The 15,952-nt window shown below is 60.3% G+C and carries 19 protein-coding genes; 7 read left to right on the forward strand and 12 right to left on the reverse strand.

Translation table 11 applies throughout. The annotated features are described in order from the left end of the window. Positions 1–215: 215 nt before the first annotated feature. On the forward strand, positions 216–596 hold the full coding sequence (locus GQ39_RS00595) for a hypothetical protein (protein ID WP_052193449.1): 381 nt from the start codon (positions 216–218) through the stop codon (positions 594–596). 51 nt (positions 597–647) lie between these two features. Here the strand turns inward: GQ39_RS00595 and GQ39_RS00600 are convergent, their stop codons facing one another. The 7 genes from GQ39_RS00600 to GQ39_RS33110 all read right to left on the reverse strand — a co-directional run bounded on the left by GQ39_RS00600 (position 648) and on the right by GQ39_RS33110 (position 7,976). Beyond that, positions 648–1,412, reverse strand: a complete 765-nt coding sequence (locus GQ39_RS00600) for an ABC transporter ATP-binding protein (protein ID WP_047526429.1) — start codon at positions 1,410–1,412, stop codon at positions 648–650. Positions 1,413–1,425: 13 nt separating this feature from the next. Further along, the gene (locus tag GQ39_RS00605; RefSeq protein ID WP_047526430.1) at positions 1,426–2,544 is read right to left on the reverse strand and encodes a succinylglutamate desuccinylase/aspartoacylase family protein; all 1,119 of its coding nucleotides are present in this window, start codon (positions 2,542–2,544) and stop codon (positions 1,426–1,428) included. A gap of 12 nt (positions 2,545–2,556) precedes the next feature. After that, positions 2,557–3,267, reverse strand: coding sequence for an ABC transporter permease (locus tag GQ39_RS00610; RefSeq protein ID WP_047526431.1), 711 nt, complete (start codon positions 3,265–3,267; stop codon positions 2,557–2,559). Then, on the reverse strand, positions 3,264–3,992 hold the full coding sequence (locus GQ39_RS00615; RefSeq protein WP_047526432.1) for an ABC transporter permease: 729 nt from the start codon (positions 3,990–3,992) through the stop codon (positions 3,264–3,266). Before GQ39_RS00615 ends, GQ39_RS00610 begins: the two co-directional genes overlap by 4 nt. 56 nt (positions 3,993–4,048) lie before the next feature. Further along, positions 4,049–4,831 (reverse strand): transporter substrate-binding domain-containing protein, encoded by a 783-nt coding sequence (locus GQ39_RS00620; protein WP_047526433.1) that lies wholly within the window; start codon positions 4,829–4,831, stop codon positions 4,049–4,051. A gap of 351 nt (positions 4,832–5,182) precedes the next feature. After that, the gene (locus GQ39_RS00625) at positions 5,183–7,633 is read right to left on the reverse strand and encodes a penicillin acylase family protein (RefSeq protein ID WP_047526436.1); all 2,451 of its coding nucleotides are present in this window, start codon (positions 7,631–7,633) and stop codon (positions 5,183–5,185) included. An 82-nt stretch (positions 7,634–7,715) separates the two neighbouring features. Further along, positions 7,716–7,976 carry a hypothetical protein gene (locus GQ39_RS33110; RefSeq protein WP_236693164.1) on the reverse strand — a complete coding sequence of 87 codons (261 nt, stop codon included), beginning with the start codon at positions 7,974–7,976 and terminating at the stop codon, positions 7,716–7,718. Between GQ39_RS33110 and GQ39_RS00630 the strand changes: the two genes are divergently transcribed. Further along, on the forward strand, positions 7,875–8,381 hold the full coding sequence (locus GQ39_RS00630) for a cysteine hydrolase family protein (protein WP_236693131.1): 507 nt from the start codon (positions 7,875–7,877) through the stop codon (positions 8,379–8,381). The two genes, GQ39_RS33110 and GQ39_RS00630, sit on opposite strands and share 102 nt — an antisense overlap. A 102-nt stretch (positions 8,382–8,483) precedes the next feature. Here the strand turns inward: GQ39_RS00630 and GQ39_RS00635 are convergent, their stop codons facing one another. Genes GQ39_RS00635 through GQ39_RS00650 form a run of 4 tightly spaced genes read right to left on the reverse strand, consistent with a single transcriptional unit; the run spans position 8,484 to position 10,197 of the window. Then, on the reverse strand, positions 8,484–8,684 hold the full coding sequence (locus GQ39_RS00635) for an SEC-C metal-binding domain-containing protein (protein ID WP_034146774.1): 201 nt from the start codon (positions 8,682–8,684) through the stop codon (positions 8,484–8,486). A gap of 5 nt (positions 8,685–8,689) precedes the next feature. Further along, positions 8,690–9,175 carry an LEA type 2 family protein gene (locus GQ39_RS00640; RefSeq protein ID WP_047526441.1) on the reverse strand — a complete coding sequence of 162 codons (486 nt, stop codon included), beginning with the start codon at positions 9,173–9,175 and terminating at the stop codon, positions 8,690–8,692. A gap of 43 nt (positions 9,176–9,218) precedes the next feature. Then, complete coding sequence (locus tag GQ39_RS00645; RefSeq protein WP_047526443.1) at positions 9,219–9,695, reverse strand: YchJ family protein; 477 nt, start codon at positions 9,693–9,695, stop codon at positions 9,219–9,221. A gap of 4 nt (positions 9,696–9,699) precedes the next feature. After that, positions 9,700–10,197: a DUF6231 family protein gene (locus GQ39_RS00650; RefSeq protein WP_047526444.1), complete on the reverse strand. Its 498-nt coding sequence runs from the start codon at positions 10,195–10,197 to the stop codon at positions 9,700–9,702. A gap of 190 nt (positions 10,198–10,387) precedes the next feature. Between GQ39_RS00650 and GQ39_RS00655 the strand changes: the two genes are divergently transcribed. The 4 genes from GQ39_RS00655 (at position 10,388) to GQ39_RS00670 (ending at position 13,071) form a co-directional block, all read left to right on the forward strand. Further along, a complete protein-coding gene (locus GQ39_RS00655; RefSeq protein ID WP_047526445.1) occupies positions 10,388–11,083 on the forward strand; it encodes an OmpA family protein in 696 nt (231 codons plus the stop codon). Positions 11,084–11,173: 90 nt separating this feature from the next. Then, the gene (locus GQ39_RS00660; RefSeq protein WP_047526446.1) at positions 11,174–11,893 is read left to right on the forward strand and encodes an OmpA family protein; all 720 of its coding nucleotides are present in this window, start codon (positions 11,174–11,176) and stop codon (positions 11,891–11,893) included. Between the two features lie 148 nt (positions 11,894–12,041). Continuing rightward, positions 12,042–12,320, forward strand: coding sequence for a DUF1145 domain-containing protein (locus GQ39_RS00665; RefSeq protein WP_047526447.1), 279 nt, complete (start codon positions 12,042–12,044; stop codon positions 12,318–12,320). Continuing rightward, on the forward strand, positions 12,313–13,071 hold the full coding sequence (locus tag GQ39_RS00670) for a collagen-like triple helix repeat-containing protein (RefSeq protein WP_047526448.1): 759 nt from the start codon (positions 12,313–12,315) through the stop codon (positions 13,069–13,071). Before GQ39_RS00665 ends, GQ39_RS00670 begins: the two co-directional genes overlap by 8 nt. Positions 13,072–13,174: 103 nt before the next feature. Here the strand turns inward: GQ39_RS00670 and GQ39_RS00675 are convergent, their stop codons facing one another. Beyond that, positions 13,175–13,639, reverse strand: coding sequence for a CopD family protein (locus GQ39_RS00675; protein ID WP_047526449.1), 465 nt, complete (start codon positions 13,637–13,639; stop codon positions 13,175–13,177). Between the two features lie 99 nt (positions 13,640–13,738). Here GQ39_RS00675 and dinG point away from each other — a divergent pair, with 99 nt between their 5' ends. Further along, positions 13,739–15,883: an ATP-dependent DNA helicase DinG gene (gene dinG, locus GQ39_RS00680; protein ID WP_047526450.1), complete on the forward strand. Its 2,145-nt coding sequence runs from the start codon at positions 13,739–13,741 to the stop codon at positions 15,881–15,883. Positions 15,884–15,952 lie beyond the last annotated feature (69 nt).

Consider the following 15,952-nt stretch of genomic DNA (forward strand, 5'->3'; position numbering starts at 1 on the left):
GTCACCAGCCAACGCATCGAAAGCGCTGCTGCTTGTGCGTCGGCGCGGGCGAAGTTCGCTCCAGTGTTGATCGACTCATATCCGGCAATAACTGTAATCGCCGTCGAAACCTATTTCCGATCCGGCCGTGTTTTTATTCCGGCGTTGCTCGTTCTGCGACTTTTTGGAAAAGGTCGGCGGCGGGCAGTTATTCCGCCTATGAAAAGGACATTCAGATGAGTACAAATCGATCGGGGCATTTAAGTGCCGATGTGAGCACGGCCGGCGATCCCCTGCCGTTTCGCGTGACGCACGGACTCTACTTCCATGATCGGCCAGGCATCCACTGTATCGAGGCTGATAACGGGAAGGGGACAGCGTTTTATGTCTATCTGCCGGTTGGAATCCAGAGTGGCAGCTTCAGTCTGGGGCTTAGTGAGCGGTCCCCCATGGTTATCCATGTGACGGGCAACTCCGAAGCCGAGTTGTATCGAGGCGCACTTGATTTGACCGTGGGTGGAGATGCGCAGTTTGCCGGAAACTTCAGTGGGATAGATGCAGACGGTCTGGAAGTGACCAATGGCCGTTTCAGGCTTGAGCACGATGCGAGTGCTTGATGTTTGAGTGAGGGGAGCCGGGAATGCGGCTCCCCTTTTTTCGTTCGGCGTTTATTTCAGGTTACCGCTGAGGAATTGCTTCAATCGCTCACTCTTCGGATTGCCCAGCACGTCTTCCGGCGCGCCTTCCTCTTCCACCAGGCCCTGATGCAGGAACAGCACCTGGCTCGAGACCTTGCGGGCGAAGCTCATTTCGTGGGTCACCATGATCATGGTCCGGCCTTCTTCGGCCAGGCCCTGGATTACGCGTAGCACCTCCCCCACCAGCTCCGGGTCGAGCGCCGAAGTCGGCTCATCGAACAGCATGACCTCCGGCTCCATGGCCAGCGCCCTGGCAATGGCCACCCGCTGTTGCTGGCCGCCTGAGAGGAATGCCGGATACTGGTCCGCCACCCGCGCTGCCAGGCCAACCTTGTCCAGATAGCGTCGTGCGCGGTCTTCGGCTTCCTGCTTGCTGCACCCCAGCACCCGGCGCGGGGCCATGGTGATGTTTTCCAGCACGGTCATGTGGCTCCACAGGTTGAAGTGCTGGAACACCATGGCCAGGCGGGTACGGATCCGTTGCAGCTCATCGGGATCGGCGACATGCATGCCGTGTCGATCCTTGATCATGCGGATCGCCTGGCCGTCGAGGCTCATGGCGCCGTCGTTGGGTTGTTCGAGAAAGTTGATGCAGCGCAGAAAGGTACTTTTACCCGAGCCGCTGGCGCCGATCAGGCTGATGACGTCGCCGGTGTTGGCCTTGAGCGAAACGCCTTTGAGCACCTGATGATCGCCGTAGCTTTTATGCAGGCCTTCGATGGTCAGTTTGTACATGGAACAGGCATCCTCAAGGCGAAAGTAGGTAGCCGCTGCGATAGGCTTCGGTGCCCGCGACATGGGCGATTACCATGCCGGCAGTGGCCATGCGGCGCAGCGAGCGGGCGTACATCAACCCGGCGGCGGTGCAATGAACGGGGGTGACGCGATCCGCGATCGGGTCAATGATTTCAGCGATCAATTGCCCGGCTTCCAGGTATTCCCCTGGCAGCGCAGTGAACACCAGCAAGCCGCCGGCGGGCGTGGCCACGGGTTCGACAGCAGCCAGCGGTGTGGCCGGGTAGGGCAGCTCGGGCATGGGCGCCGGCTCACCGGTGATCGCGCCGAAATGAATCAGGTAATCGATCAGCGCCTGACTGTCCAGGCTGGCCAGCGGGTGGTTGACGTCACCCTGGCCGCGCAGTTCGACGGTCACCGAAAAGCTGCCGGCCGGAATGTCGAAATGTTCGCCGAAGCGCTCTTTCAACTGCCACCAGAGCAAGGTGAAGCATTCGTCGAACGACTGCCCGCCGGAGTCAGTGGCCAACAGGCTGGCCTCGGCACCGATGTAGCGGGCCAGAGGCTCGACCTGGGGCCATGCATCCGGAGTGGTGTACAGGTGCGCGACGGCTTCGAAATCGCAATGCAGGTCCAGCACCATGTCGGCATCGCAGGCCAGCCGCTGCAGGGTCAGGCGCTGGCATTGCAACTGGGTGCTGGCCGTCTGCCGGGCAAGTGCATTACGCAAACTGTCACGAATCAGTTCGAGGTTGTGCTGCGGGTCATCGCCCAGTCGGCCCTCGATCTCGTTGCCGACCTCTTCGCTCAGATCGATGAACCAGCGGTTGAAGTTCTGACCGCTTTCCAGTTCGTAGCGGCCCAGCGGTACATCCATCAGCACTTGCTCCAGGCCGACCGGATTGGCCACCGGAACCAGGACGATTTCGCTGCGCAGGCGGCCGGCGGCTTCCAGCTCCGCCAGGCGTTGCTTGAGGTGCCAGGCCACCAGCATGCCGGGCATTTCATCGGCGTGAAGGGAGGACTGGATGTAGATCTTGCCGTTGGCCGGTTGCGGCCCGAAGTGAAAACTGTGGATCTGTCGTGCGGTCCCCGGCAGCGGGGACAGCAAGTCATGTATCTGGTGGCGCATGTGCGAGAAGTCCTAGTGGGTCGGCCCGAGGAAGGCCAGCCATCGGCGTTCGGCGAGACGGAACAGGCCGACCAGCGCAAAGGTGACGGTCAGGTAGATCAGGGCGGCGATGCCGAACGACTGGAAGGTCAGGAAGGTCGCCGAGTTGGCGTCCCGTGCGACTTTCAGGATGTCCGGGATGGTCGCGGTGAACGCCACGGTGGTCGAGTGCAGCATCAGAATCACTTCGTTGCTGTAGTAGGGCAACGAGCGACGCAGGGCCGAAGGCATGATCACGTAGGCATACAGCTTCCAGCCTGTCAGGCCGTAAGCCTTGGCCGCTTCGACTTCACCGTGGTTCATGCTGCGAATCGCCCCGGCGAAAATCTCCGTGGTATAGGCGCAAGTATTCAGGGCGAAGGCCAGGATGGTGCAGTTCATTGCGTCGCGGAAAAAACTGTCCAGCAGCGGTTGCGCACGCACGGCGGCCAGGCTGTAGATACCGGTGTAGCAGATCAGCAGCTGGATATAGAGTGGTGTGCCACGGAACAGGTAGGTGTAGAACTGCACCGGCCAGCGAATGTAGGAGTGCGGCGAGACCCGGGCGATGGACAATGGAATCGATACGATGAAACCGAAGAAGATCGACGCGCTGAGCAGCCAGAGGGTCATGGCCAGGCCGGTGATGTTCTGGCCGTCGGTGTAGAGAAAGGCTTTCCAGTATTCCTGAAGGAGTTCGATCATCGCACGGCCTCCCGTGTACCCGCGGCGTAGCGGCGTTCCAGCCAGCGCAGAATGAAGTTGGAGGCACTGGTGATCGCCAGGTAGATCAAGGCGGCGAGTACCAGGAAATAGAACAGCTGGTAGCTGCTTTTACCGGCGTCCTGCGCGGCCTTGACCAGGTCGGCCAGGCCTATGATCGATACCAGCGCGGTGGCCTTGAGCATGACCATCCAGTTGTTGCCGATACCCGGCAGGGCGTAGCGCATCATCTGTGGGAACACCACGATGCGGAAACGCTGGCCGCGTTTGAGACCGTAGGCGGTGGCGGCTTCAACCTGGCCGCGAGGCACGGCGAGGATCGCGCCGCGGAACGTTTCGGTGAAGTACGCGCCGTAAATGAAGCCCAGGGTCAAAACACCGGCGCTGAACGGGTTGATCTCGATGTATTCCCATTCCATGTAGTCGGTGAGCGATGTCAGCCAGGTTTGCAGGCTGTAGAAAATCAGGAGCATCAGCACCAGATCCGGCACCCCGCGAATCAGCGTGGTGTAGCACTGGGCAGGCAAGCGCAGCAGTTTGACTTTTGACAGTTTGGCACTGGCGCCGAGCAGGCCGAGCAATACGGCCACCAGCAGCGACATCGCCGATAATTTGATGGTCATCCAGGTGCCTTCCATCAGCAACGGACCGAAGCCCTTGAGGCTGAAGGCTGAGAGCCCCAGATTTTGTAGGAGGTTTTCAAACATAAATCAGCAACCTGATCGGAAGAAAAAAGCGCCCATCGCGAAATGGGCGCCGGGCATTATTTGCCGCTGTACAGATTCAGATCGCCAAAGTGTTTCTTCTGAATGGTGGCGTAGGTGCCATCATCGTGTAACGCTTTGATACCTTTATCCAAAAGGGCTTTCAGCTCGGTGTTACCTTTCTTAATACCGACCGCTGTCTTGGCTGGCAGCAGTTCGCTGTCGACCGGCTTGCTGATTTCGTAATCGGCGCCGTTTGGCGACTTCAGGAAGCCCAGTTCGGCTTGCAGCATGTCCTGGATCCCGGCGTCGAGACGACCGGAAGTCAGGTCGGAGTACACCTGGTCCTGGTTCTGATAGGCCTGGGTTTTCACGCCAGCCTTGTCCAGAACGGCTTTGGCATAGGCTTCCTGAATGGTGCCTTGCTCGTAGCCGACGGTTTTGCCTTTGAGCGACGCGACGTCTGCCGTGATGCCAGAACCTTTCTTGGACACGTAAGCGGTTGGGCCGGAGAACAGCTCGCTGGAGAAGTCGATGACTTTTTCGCGGGCCGGAGTGACGGTCATCGAAGAGATCACGCCGTCGAATTTATTGGCCTTCAGGCCAGGAATCATGCCGTCGAAATCGCTCTCGACCCATTTGCACTTGACCTTCAGCTCGGCGCAGATTGCGTTCCCCAGATCGATGTCGAAACCGACCAGGCTGCCGTCGGCCGCTTTCGACTCGAACGGTGCGTAGGAAGGGTCAACGCCAAAACGCAATTCCTTGTATTCCTTTGCCAGCGCGGAGCCAGCGGCAACGCACAATGCCAGTGCAGAAAGGGTCAGCAATGCTTTTTTCATTATTCAATCCCTAAGAACCAATATGAGCGCTTGTGGCGCAGAATTATTGTTACTGGTGAGCGTAAGACTTAATGAAAGTAGCAATTTCCGAACCAGAGTGCCGAACAAGCGTTTTAAAAGGTGTTCAGGAAATTGCCGCAAGGGATTAGTGCACGAAATTGGGCGACGTGGGAAGCCTGCACTTTTTTAGGTCGAATGTGGCGAAGCCCTATGGCGAGAGCGCTTGCTGTCGCTCGACTGCGCAGCAGCCGTAAACGCGACAGTGACGTTTGACGGATGGGCCGCGTGGACAGATTCAAGGGCCGTTTCGCAGCCCGGCGGGAGCAAGCTCCCTCGCCTCAGGGAATGGGTTTACTTGCCTGGTGTCAGGGTCAATCGCTTGGTTCCGTACACCTTGTCAAAGTTCTGCGGCTGCATCGGCAAGCTCTGATACTGACCTTTCAGCCACGGCTCGATGCTGTTCAGGTAATTCGGGCTGGCCGGGTTACCGGACTGGCCGGTGGCATTCTGGCCCATCAGAGGTTCAGCCTGGCCGAAGTCGACGATAAAGCGCATGGCAGGCGCCAGCGTGGTGTTGAAGTCCTGGCCCCAGGCGAACGCAGCCGTGTTAAGCGTGGTGTGATCGCCGCCGGCCGGCAACGGACCGCGCACGGTCTGGCCAGTGGCATTCTTCCATTCGTAGCGGTGCAGTTTGCCCCACTGCCAGGCTTTGTGGTCGCCGCCCAGCTGGCTGTCCCCGGCGCTGATCGCGGCTGCCAGGCTGCGCGCCAGGATCGCCGGTTTGTCTTCTTTCTGCGCGGTGCGCACGTCATCCCAAAACGGGCTGTCTTCGCGGCCCAGCAGGTGATCGGCCTGCGCGGCATAGGACAACTTGCCGTTGGCGATAAAGGCCTTCCATGCCGGACTGCTTTCTGGCCCCAGTTCATCAAGGAAAATCTGCTTGGCGCTTTCCTGCAGGAACAGCTCGTAGATCGCCGCATCGGCGGAGGTCGGGCTGAGTTTGCCATCGAACGTCATCAAGCGGGTGAACGCTTCGCGTGCCTTGGCTCCATCCGCTGCGGGCAACGCCGCGATGGCTTGTTTGAGCGGTTGGGACATGCCCGGCGCTGCGAACATTTTCTTTAATTTGGCGGCGAAGGTGGTGGTCTGGTCGTACTGCATGGCGATCAGGCTGCGGGTGTCATGCTTGCCCACCCCGGCCAGCTCAGCCAGACGTTCGCCACGTTCCGGCGCCGACCAGGAATTGGACAGCTGCATGCCGTAGCCATGGGGGATGACCCGTTGGTTCGCGGTGCCGAGCCAGCCCTGGGCCGGGTCTTGATCGTAGGGGTGCAGCATCGGGTCGGCGTAGCCATCCCAATCGTAGCGACCTTCCCAGCCTGGTGAGGGCAACAGGCCTTCGCCTTCGCGACGGTTCGGGTAGCGACCGGTGACTTGCCAGCCAATGTTGCTGGCATCGGCAAACACCAGGTTCAGCGCAATGGCGCGGATCTCTCGGCTGGCGTCCGACGCCTTCTCGACATTCTGCGCGCGGGACAGGTCAAAAAACGCGTCCAGGGTTTTGTCATCGGTGAAGCTCGGCGTCTGCAAGGCCAGGCCGAAGCCGCTGCCCTGGGCAAGCCCCTGAGCGCTGTTGAGCAGGGAGCCATGGCGGGTTTCGTACACCGCTTCGCGAATCGGCCGCTGGCCTTTGACGAAATAGGTTTCGTTGCGCACCACCGCCGGCTGCCATTTGCCGCCGTTTTCGTAGACCAGGCCGTTGCCCTGGCGTTTGATTTTTTCCAGGAACAGGTCCTGGTTGTCACCCATGACGCTGGTCGTGCTCCACGCGACCTTGCCGTTGAACCCGCCGAGCACCATCGGCAACCCGGGGATGGTCACGCCGGATGCCTGGTATTTCGGTGCGCGAATCTGCACATAGCTGAACAACGATGGCACGCCCATCGGCCCATGGCTGTCGCTGGCCAGCAGGCTCTTGCCGCTGCGGCTGCGTTGCGGGGCAATGGCCCAGTTGTTCGATGACGTGGCGCCGAGCAGATTCAGCTCGGCGAGCTGGCTCGTGGCTTTGCTGATTTCAGCCAGTCCCGGTACTTGCCCGTTGAGTTTGATGCCTTGCAGCTTTTCGCTTTCGGCCACTGGCAATTGTTCATCGGGGGCGGAAGGGGTCAGCCATGGCAGTTTGTCGGTGGATACCGTTTGGGCCAGCACCAGCGCGGAGATCTCTTCGGGCAGGTTGGCTGACTGACTGAAGTTGAGCAGGCAGAAAATCAGCGCCGAGTCTTCCGGTTGCCAGTATTCAGGCTTATAGCCGCTGGCGGCGAGGTCCGCCGGCAGCTTGTCGCGGTAGCGGAACAGGTAAGCGTTGACCCCGCGGGCATAGACTTCGAAGAAGCGCTTGAGGCGTGGCGACGATGCCTTATAGAGCTCGCCGGCGCTTTTCTTCAGATTGACCGCGCGCATGTAGCGGTCGGCGTCCAGCAGGTCCGAACCGTGCATCTCGGCCAGACGGCCCTGGGCCAGCAAACGCAAGGTGACCATTTGCGTGATGCGGTCGCTGGCGTGCACATAGCCGAGGGTGAACAGTGCGTCGTGGAAGCTGCTGCTTTCGATTAGCGGCATGCCCATGGCATTGCGACGCACCGAAACGTTCTGCGCCAGGCCTTTGAGCGGCTGTACGCCGGAAGTCGGCGGGACGGTGTCCTGTGCGTTGAAGCTCTGACAGCCGGTCAGGCTCAAAACACCTGCAACTGCTGCGGCAACGCCGAACCGGGGTAGAAAATGTGTAAGGGCTGGCGAGGCCATGGCAAAGCTCCTGCGGGGCGGTAACGTCAGTAAAGGCGCTACGTTAGTGAGCAGGAGGTGGCCGCGCAAGCGGGCGGCAAGGTTATTTCAGGTTTTGTCCGAGATCCCGTTTGCATTCGATGGCTTGCCACTGGCCGGGGCCGATGTTGAAGTGCAGGAAATCAACTGACCTGGCGTGAGAAGAGCGAGCATGGAGCTTGAGAAAAACGCGACACTGATCATCATCGATCAGCAAAAAGGCATCCTTCACCCCAGACTCGGCCGGCGTAACAATCCTCAGGCCGAAGATCGCATGCTGGCGCTCTTGGGCCACTGGCGTCGCAGTGGGCGGCCGATCATTCATGTGCAACACCTGTCCCGCTCGGAGGACTCGGTGTTCTGGCCACAACAATCGGGCGTCGAATTTCAGGAGCGGTTTCAGCCATTGCCAAGCGAGCGACTGATTCAAAAACAGGTGCCGGATGCGTTTTGCTCGACGGGGCTGGAGGCGTTTTTGCGAGAAGCGGGAGTCGAACAATTGATCATCGTCGGCGTGGCGACCCACAACTCCGTGGAGTCCACGGCGCGTACCGCAGGCAATCTGGGGTTCGATACGTGGGTGGCGGAGGACGCGTGCTTTACCTTCGACAAGGTCGACTTTTTTGGGCATGCCCGTTCAGCTGAAGAGGTACACGGGATGTCGCTGGGGAATTTGCATGGCGAGTATGCGACGGTGGTCAATTCGGCGCAGATATTGATGGCCGATTGAAAACCTGTAGGAGCTGGCTTGCCAGCGAAGCGGTGCGTATGACAAAACGCGTCGCATTGATCGCCAGCAAGCCGACTCCTCAAGGGAAATGGGTCTAACCCATCAAGCGCCGTGGCACTTCTTGAACTTCTTGCCATTGCCACACGGGCAAGGGTCATTGCGGCCAACGTCTTTCAGGGCGTTGCGCACCGGTTCCTGGTGGGCGTGGCCGCAGTTCGGGCCGTGGACATGGCCATGGTCGTGATCATGGTGGTCGTGATCGTGGTTGCAGTCTGGGCCATGTACATGGGGTTGCTGGGTCATCGGGGTTACTCCGGAATTAGATCGGCGGGGATTATCACGCCATTACGCGCCAGGTGCACGTAGTGGGCGATGAATAAACCGGTTTCCATTTCGCCTTCCAGTCGATAGGGGATGGGATGCTTGGGACTTTTCAGTTGTTTGACCAGATCCCTCACTTTCGGCCACAGGTTGGTGCGGATCGGTACCTTGTAAAAGCCGCTGCGTTTGGGGCCGACGGTGATCCAGTGTTCATGCTCGCCCTCGGCCAGCAGGATGTCGCCAAGATGAATGCGGTATGCCAGGCCACGCACCGTCAGGTCGCTGTCGTTGGGGTTATCGATCCGGAAATGCAGCACAAAGCGCTGTTCCAACAGTTTGGCTCGCACGACTTCAACCCTGACCAGATGCACCTCGGGGTCCGGTTCGTCGTCGCTGAACCACGACGCGCAGCCGCCGAGCCCCAGAAACAACAGCAGAATGAGTGTTTGAAGTGTGCGTCGTCGACTGAGCATGGTGGGACTCCTTTGATGCCCAGTCTAGCTCCCTGGATTCACATCAACGGCCGAAATAACCCGAACAGCACTTCTTGAACTTCTGCCCGCTGGCGCAGGGACAGGCGTCGTTACGTCCGACTTCGAGGGGCACGGTCGGATCGATGAAATACCAGCGGTCGGCGTTCTGAACGAACGACGAACGCTCACGGTGACTGTGTTCACCGCTGCCGTCGTGCCAGCGCGCGGTGAAGGTCACGAAAGCGTGTTCGGGCTGACCGCCAAAGACTTCCGAGCTTTCCACCTCAAGACCCAGCCAGGTGCTTTGCGCGCTCCAGTCGCTGATCGATTGCCGATCAAGGCCGGCTTGCTGCGCGGGCAGGGTGGTGGCCACCAGATAATCGATCAGACCCAGCACGTAGGCACTGTAGCGCGAGCGCATCAGGGCTTCGGCGCACGGAGCCGGGTGGCCGGCATGGTAATGACCGCAGCAGGCATCGAGCAGGGTGCCGCTGCCGCAAGGGCAAATGGATGTACTCATTGCATTACCACCAATATTTCCCGAAGTTTTCCGGATTGGCCCAGAACCGCGAGTTGAGCCAGTCGGGGACTTGTTTGTAGTCAAGCAGGTCATAGGTGAACAGCGTCAGCACTTGATCGTCACGCTGGAAGCGTTCGCTGGCCTGCAGCGCCAGGGAGAAAAAATCCGTTTCTTGCCAGCCGCTGGCGGGCAGGTCCGCCAGCACCGCAATGCGACTGGCATTGAGGTTGCGGATACCACCGAGCAAATTCAGGCCGTCACGCTTGGGCAGGTGCTCAAGGCAATCGACCACCAGCGCCAGGTCAAACCGGCGCGCCGCCAGCTCGGCAGGCAACGGCCCGGGTGCCGCGTGCGCCACGCAGCTGTCCGGGTGCGCGAGCTTGAAAGCTTCCAGCGCGGGGAACTCACTGGCGCCGATCAGCAACAGGCGCGAAGGGGAGTAAAGATCCAGCAAAGCGGCCAGCGCCTGCTGCGGCGTGCGCGAAGAGTTACCTGCAATCATCAAAGATCCTCAATCAGATCTGCCAAGACTAGCTTGCCTGTGAGTCCGAGCCTAGAGCGGCTTTGACGCAAAACCGGCGATCAGTGCTGAACAGTGGAAAAAACAGCAATGGCCTATTGCTGGCGGAGATTAAAACTCCGGTCTTTACTCCCTGAATCGGTTCTAAGCCGATCCTTCAGGAGAAAACTAGATGAGCATAGTTCGGACAGCATTACCCCTGGTTCTGCTAACCAGTGTGTTGACTGGTTGCGCAGGTTTGCAGAAAACCGACTGGCCGACCTGTGCGGCCGTCGGTGGTGTCGTGGGCGCGGGTCTCGGTGCAACCGAGAGCTCCTCCTGGGCCGGTTATGGCGCGCTGATTGTCGGTGGTACGGCAGCGGCCTATTGCTGGGTTCACGGGGATGGCGACGAAGACGGCGATGGTGTGCCGGATAACCGCGACAAGTGCCCGGGCACGCCTCGAGGCGTGAAAGTCGATGCCGATGGTTGCCCACCACCAGCACCAGCACCAGTGGTCGAAGAGGTCGTGGTGGTCAAGGAAGAAACGATTGTCATCCGCGATGTTCACTTCCAGTTCGACAAAGCGACACTTACTGCGTCTGACAAGCAGGTGCTCGACAAGATCGCCACTCGCTTGAAAGCGGAAGCCCCAACCGCACGGATGACCGTTACCGGTCATACTGACAGCGTGGGCAGCGATAGCTACAACCAGAAACTGTCGGACAAACGCGCCCACTCGGTGGTTGAGTACCTCATCCAGCAAGGCGTGCCGCGGAGCAACTTCGTGTCTGTTTCCGGTGCCGGTGAAAGCCAGCCGGTTGCCGATAACAAAACCGCCGACGGCCGTGCACAGAACCGTCGCACGGAAATCAAAATCCAGCGCTAAGTCCCTCGCATCCGCGGCTTGTGCAGTCGCGGATGCCGGTCTTTACTCCTGTGTAACCGGCATTGACCGGTGACACAGGAGCTTCTCAAAATGACCCAATTCACACGGACCGTCTTGCCGGTTCTGCTACTTGGCAGCCTGTTGACCGGTTGCGCCACTCACAGTGATGGCACTGCTCCCCTCAATCAACGTACCTGGCCGATTTGCAGCGTCATTGGCGGACTGGTCGGCGGAGGCCTTGGCGCTGTCGAAAGTGGCGGATGGGCGGCCGGTGGAGCGGCGCTCGGTATTTTGACCGGTGGTTTGATTTGCTATGCCCAGGATGGCGACGAAGACGGCGATGGCGTTTTCGACCGCCGTGATCGCTGCCCTGATACACCGGCCAACACCCCTGTCGATCATCGCGGTTGCCCGCTGCCCCAGTACCCGGTCAGTGTGAAGCCTGCCGAACCGGCGCAATCGGAGGTCATTACCCTGAGTGATGCCGGTGATGTGCTGTTCGCTTTTAACCAGTCCGAGCTGACACCCACCGCGAAGAGTCAGTTGGACTCGATCATGGGCAAGCTGGAAGACGCCGATGTGGTCAGCATCAAGGTGGTTGGCTTCACCGACAGCGTCGGATCGGATGCCTATAACCAGGCACTCTCGCAGCGGCGCGCCAGCAGTGTCGCCGAATACCTGCTAAGCCAGGGCGTGGCGCCGAACAAACTCACCAGCGAAGGCAAAGGCGAAAGCCAGCCTGTGGCCGATAACGAAACCGATGAAGGCCGCGCGAAAAACCGTCGCGTGGAGCTGCACATCAATCGCTGAACCTCGAAATAGAGCTGTCGGGTGACTTTTCAGGTCGTCCCGACAGCCAGTCGGCGATCTTCATGAAGAATTTTTGGTTGCCCTCTGGCTTATCCCGCGTGGAAGCCGTTACTGTGCGTGCAAATAATAATTCTGTTCGGGGGAGCGTATGAAGGTGTTCTGGGGGCTGGGGAAGCTGTTGACCCTGCTGTTCTGGTCGGTGGTGCTGGTCAATCTGCTCACGCCGTTCATCCATCCGCTGCACCTGCTGGTCAACCTGGCCGGCAGCCTGCTGGCAGGGCTCCACCTGCTGGAGATTGTCTTCTGCTTCCGCAGCCTCAGGGGGCGCGCCCATCCCTGGCGTGATCGCTTGAACATCCTCTTTTTCGGCGTTTTCCACCTGCAAACCATTCCCGCTCCGACTGCACCGAAGGCTTCCCATGCGTAAACTCTGTCTGCTCGCCGTACTCATCAGTCCACTGGCCTGCGCACAGGTGGTGAGTGTTGAAACCAACTCGCTGATGCGCTTGCCCAACACCGCCAGCACCTTGCAGCTGGATCGCCTGGAAGTGGCTGATTACGGCACATTGCTCATCCCGTCGAATGTAACCGAGGTCACCGTCGGCGAATTGCACCTGGGCCGTGATGCGCGGATCGCTATCGTGCCCAGCGAACAGGCGTTGGAGCTGAAAGTCAGTCGTGCCGAGTTGGCCGAGGGCAGCCAGATCACCGCTCGCGGCGCCCCCGGCACTTACCAGAAGGCGGCCCGCTCCGGGCGTAATCTGAATTTGCAGATCAAGGCACTGAAGGCGCCGCAATTGTTGGTGGATGCTCGCGGTGGTGCGGGAGCGCCGGGATTCGTCGGCCTCGACGGGGCCAATGGCCAGCCTCCAGGCTGCACCTGGGGGCAGGCGGGGCGCGGTGCCGATGGCAGCGATGGCAGTAATGGCCAGCCCGGGGCACCGGGGGCGTTGGTCAAGCTGGCAGTGCCGCGCGAATACCCCGCCGAACAAATCAAGGTTCAGGTCGCTGGCGGAGCCGGTGGCTTGGCTGGCCCCGGCGGCAAGCCGGGAGCGGGCGGTAAGGCCAAGGGTTGCTTCATCTACAAGGCCGATGGCGGCAAAAGCGGCAAACCTGGCGCCGATGGCCAGCCGGGGCCTGCGGGGGCGGCGGGCTCGGTGACGGTTCAGCGGTTGTAAGCAATTTCTGAAGTGTGTGTCGTCTGATCGATGGTCTTCGCGAGCAAGCTCGCTCCCACAGGATTGCTCCGTACCTGTGGGAGCGAGCTTGCTCGCGATGCTTTTAGAACATCGGCCGCGCCGCAGCAATCGCCACCAGCACCAGCCCGACAATCAGATTGATCCCCACCAGGCGCCGAATCTTCCCGAGCACCGCAGCCCCCGCCGGCCAATCCTGGGCAATGACCGCCGTACGCAACTCAGGCAGCATCAGCGCCTGAATCCGGATGAACAGCGCCGTCATCACCACATACAAGCCCATCATCACCTGCACATAGCGCGGAGCGGTTTCAAATCCGTTGAAGTGCATATGCAGCATGCCCACACCGCTGACGGGCAGCAGTAAGACCGCGACCCAGACCCAGCGGAAAAAACCTTGAAACACTTCTACCCACAATTTCAGTCGGGCAGGGCCCTCCAGTGCGTTCACAGCCGCAGGGCGCAAGACCATCCAGGCGAAAAACATGCCGCCGACCCACACCAGTGCGGCGAGGACATGCAGGCTATAAACAAGGCTAAAAGCGGTCATTGGGGTACTCCGTTCTGCGCGGGATTAATTAGCGGGGTATGATAGCCGTCGTTCCGAACCACTGAAAATTTATCCAGCGTTTTTTGCGCCCGACAATCCATGATCAGCACTGAACTCAAAACCACGATCCAGGGCGCCTATTCGCGTTTTCTCGAAGCCAAGAGCCTCAAGCCGCGCTACGGCCAACGCCTGATGATTGCCGAAGTGGCCAAGGTCCTCGGGGATATCGACACCGACGACGAAGGCCGGCGTAGCGGCGAGCCCGCGATTGTCGCGGTGGAAGCCGGCACCGGTACCGGCAAGACCGTCGCTTACAGCCTGGCCGCCATCCCGACGGCGAAAGCGGCCGGCAAGCGCCTGGTGATCGCCACGGCCACCGTCGCCCTGCAAGAGCAGATCGTCTACAAGGATTTGCCTGATCTGATGCGCAACAGCGGGCTGAATTTCAGTTTCGCGCTGGCCAAGGGGCGCGGGCGCTATATGTGCCTGTCCAAGCTCGACATGTTGCTCCAGGAAGGCCACGCGCAAACCGCCACGGCGCAATTGTTCGAAGAAGAAGGCTTCAAGATCGAGGTCGATGAGGCCAGTCAGAAGCTGTTTACCAGCATGATCGAAAAACTCGCCGGCAATAAATGGGACGGCGATCGCGACAGCTGGTCCACCGCACTGGAAGACGCCGACTGGGCGCGCCTGACCACCGATCACAGCCAGTGCACCAACCGTCATTGCCCGAACTTCGGCCAGTGCGCCTTCTATAAGGCCCGCGAAGGCATGGGCAAGGTCGATGTGATTGTCACCAACCACGACATGGTCCTGGCCGACCTGGCCCTGGGCGGTGGCGCGGTGCTGCCCGACCCGCGAGACACCATTTACGTATTCGACGAAGGCCATCACCTGCCGGACAAGGCCATCGGCCACTTCGCCCACTACACGCGCCTGCGCTCGACCGCCGACTGGCTGGAAACCACCGCCAAGAATCTCACCAAGTTGCTCGCCCAACACCCGTTGCCCGGTGATCTGGGCAAGTTGATCGAACAGGTGCCGGAGCTGGCGCGGGAGATCAAGACCCAGCAGCAGTTTATGTTCACCGCCTGCGAGCAAGTCGCCGATTTCAAACCCGGCGAAGACGTTGAAGGCCGTGAACGACCGCGTCACCGTTTCGTCGGCGGGGTGATTCCCGAACACATGCGCGAAATGGGCATCGAGCTGAAAAAAGGCTTCGCCCGCCTGACCGACCTGTTCACCCGCCTGACCGATTTGCTCAAGGAAGGCATGGACGGCGAAGTCAACATCGGTATCGCCAGCAACCAGGCTGAAGAGTGGTATCCACTGTTCGGCAGCCTGTTGTCCCGTTCTTCGGGCAACTGGGAGTTGTGGACCGCCTTCACCGTTGAAGACCCGGAAGACAACCCACCGATGGCCCGCTGGCTGACCCTGGCCGAAAGCGGCTCGCTGTTCGACATCGAAGTCAACGCCAGCCCGATCCTCGCGGCGGAAATGCTGCGACGCAACCTGTGGAACGTGGCCTACGGTGCGCTCGTGACCTCGGCTACCTTGACCGCCCTCGGCACCTTCGATCGCTTTCGCATGCGCGCCGGCCTACCGAAGAAAGCCGTGACTGCCGTGGTGCCCAGCCCGTTTCATCACGCCGATGCCGGCGTGCTGCGGGTGCCGAATCTGAATGCCGACCCCCGTGATGCGGCGGCGCACACCGCCGCGATCATTCGCGATTTGCCTGATCTGGTCGAAGGTTCCCGCGGCACCCTGGTGCTGTTTTCCTCTCGCAAGCAGATGCAGGACGTGTTCGACGGCCTGGACCGCGACTGGCGCAAGCAAGTGTTCATTCAAGGCAACCTGTCGAAGCAGGAAACCCTGAACAAGCACAAGGCGCGGGTGGATGGCGGGGACTCCAGCGTGTTGTTCGGCCTGGCGAGTTTTGCCGAGGGGGTCGACTTGCCCGGCGCCTATTGCGAGCACGTGGTGATCGCCAAAATTCCGTTCTCGGTGCCGGATGACCCGGTCGAGGCGGCGTTGGCCGAATGGATCGAAGCCCGTGGCGGCAATCCGTTCATGGAAATCTCCGTACCGGACGCCTCGCTGAAACTGGTCCAGGCCTGCGGTCGCCTGCTGCGCACCGAGGAAGATCGCGGCACCATCACCCTGCTTGACCGGCGTCTGGTCACCCAGCGCTATGGCAAGGCGATCCTCAATGCGTTGCCGCCATTTCGTCGCGAAATTTCCTGAGACATCGGTGGGCAAATCTGCCCATCGTGTTGTCTATCTCTCTGCCATTGCTTTTCCACTGGCCCATCC

The sequence above is a fragment of the Pseudomonas sp. 11/12A genome (genome assembly GCF_000800055.1).
Taxonomy (GTDB): domain Bacteria; phylum Pseudomonadota; class Gammaproteobacteria; order Pseudomonadales; family Pseudomonadaceae; genus Aquipseudomonas; species Aquipseudomonas mohnii.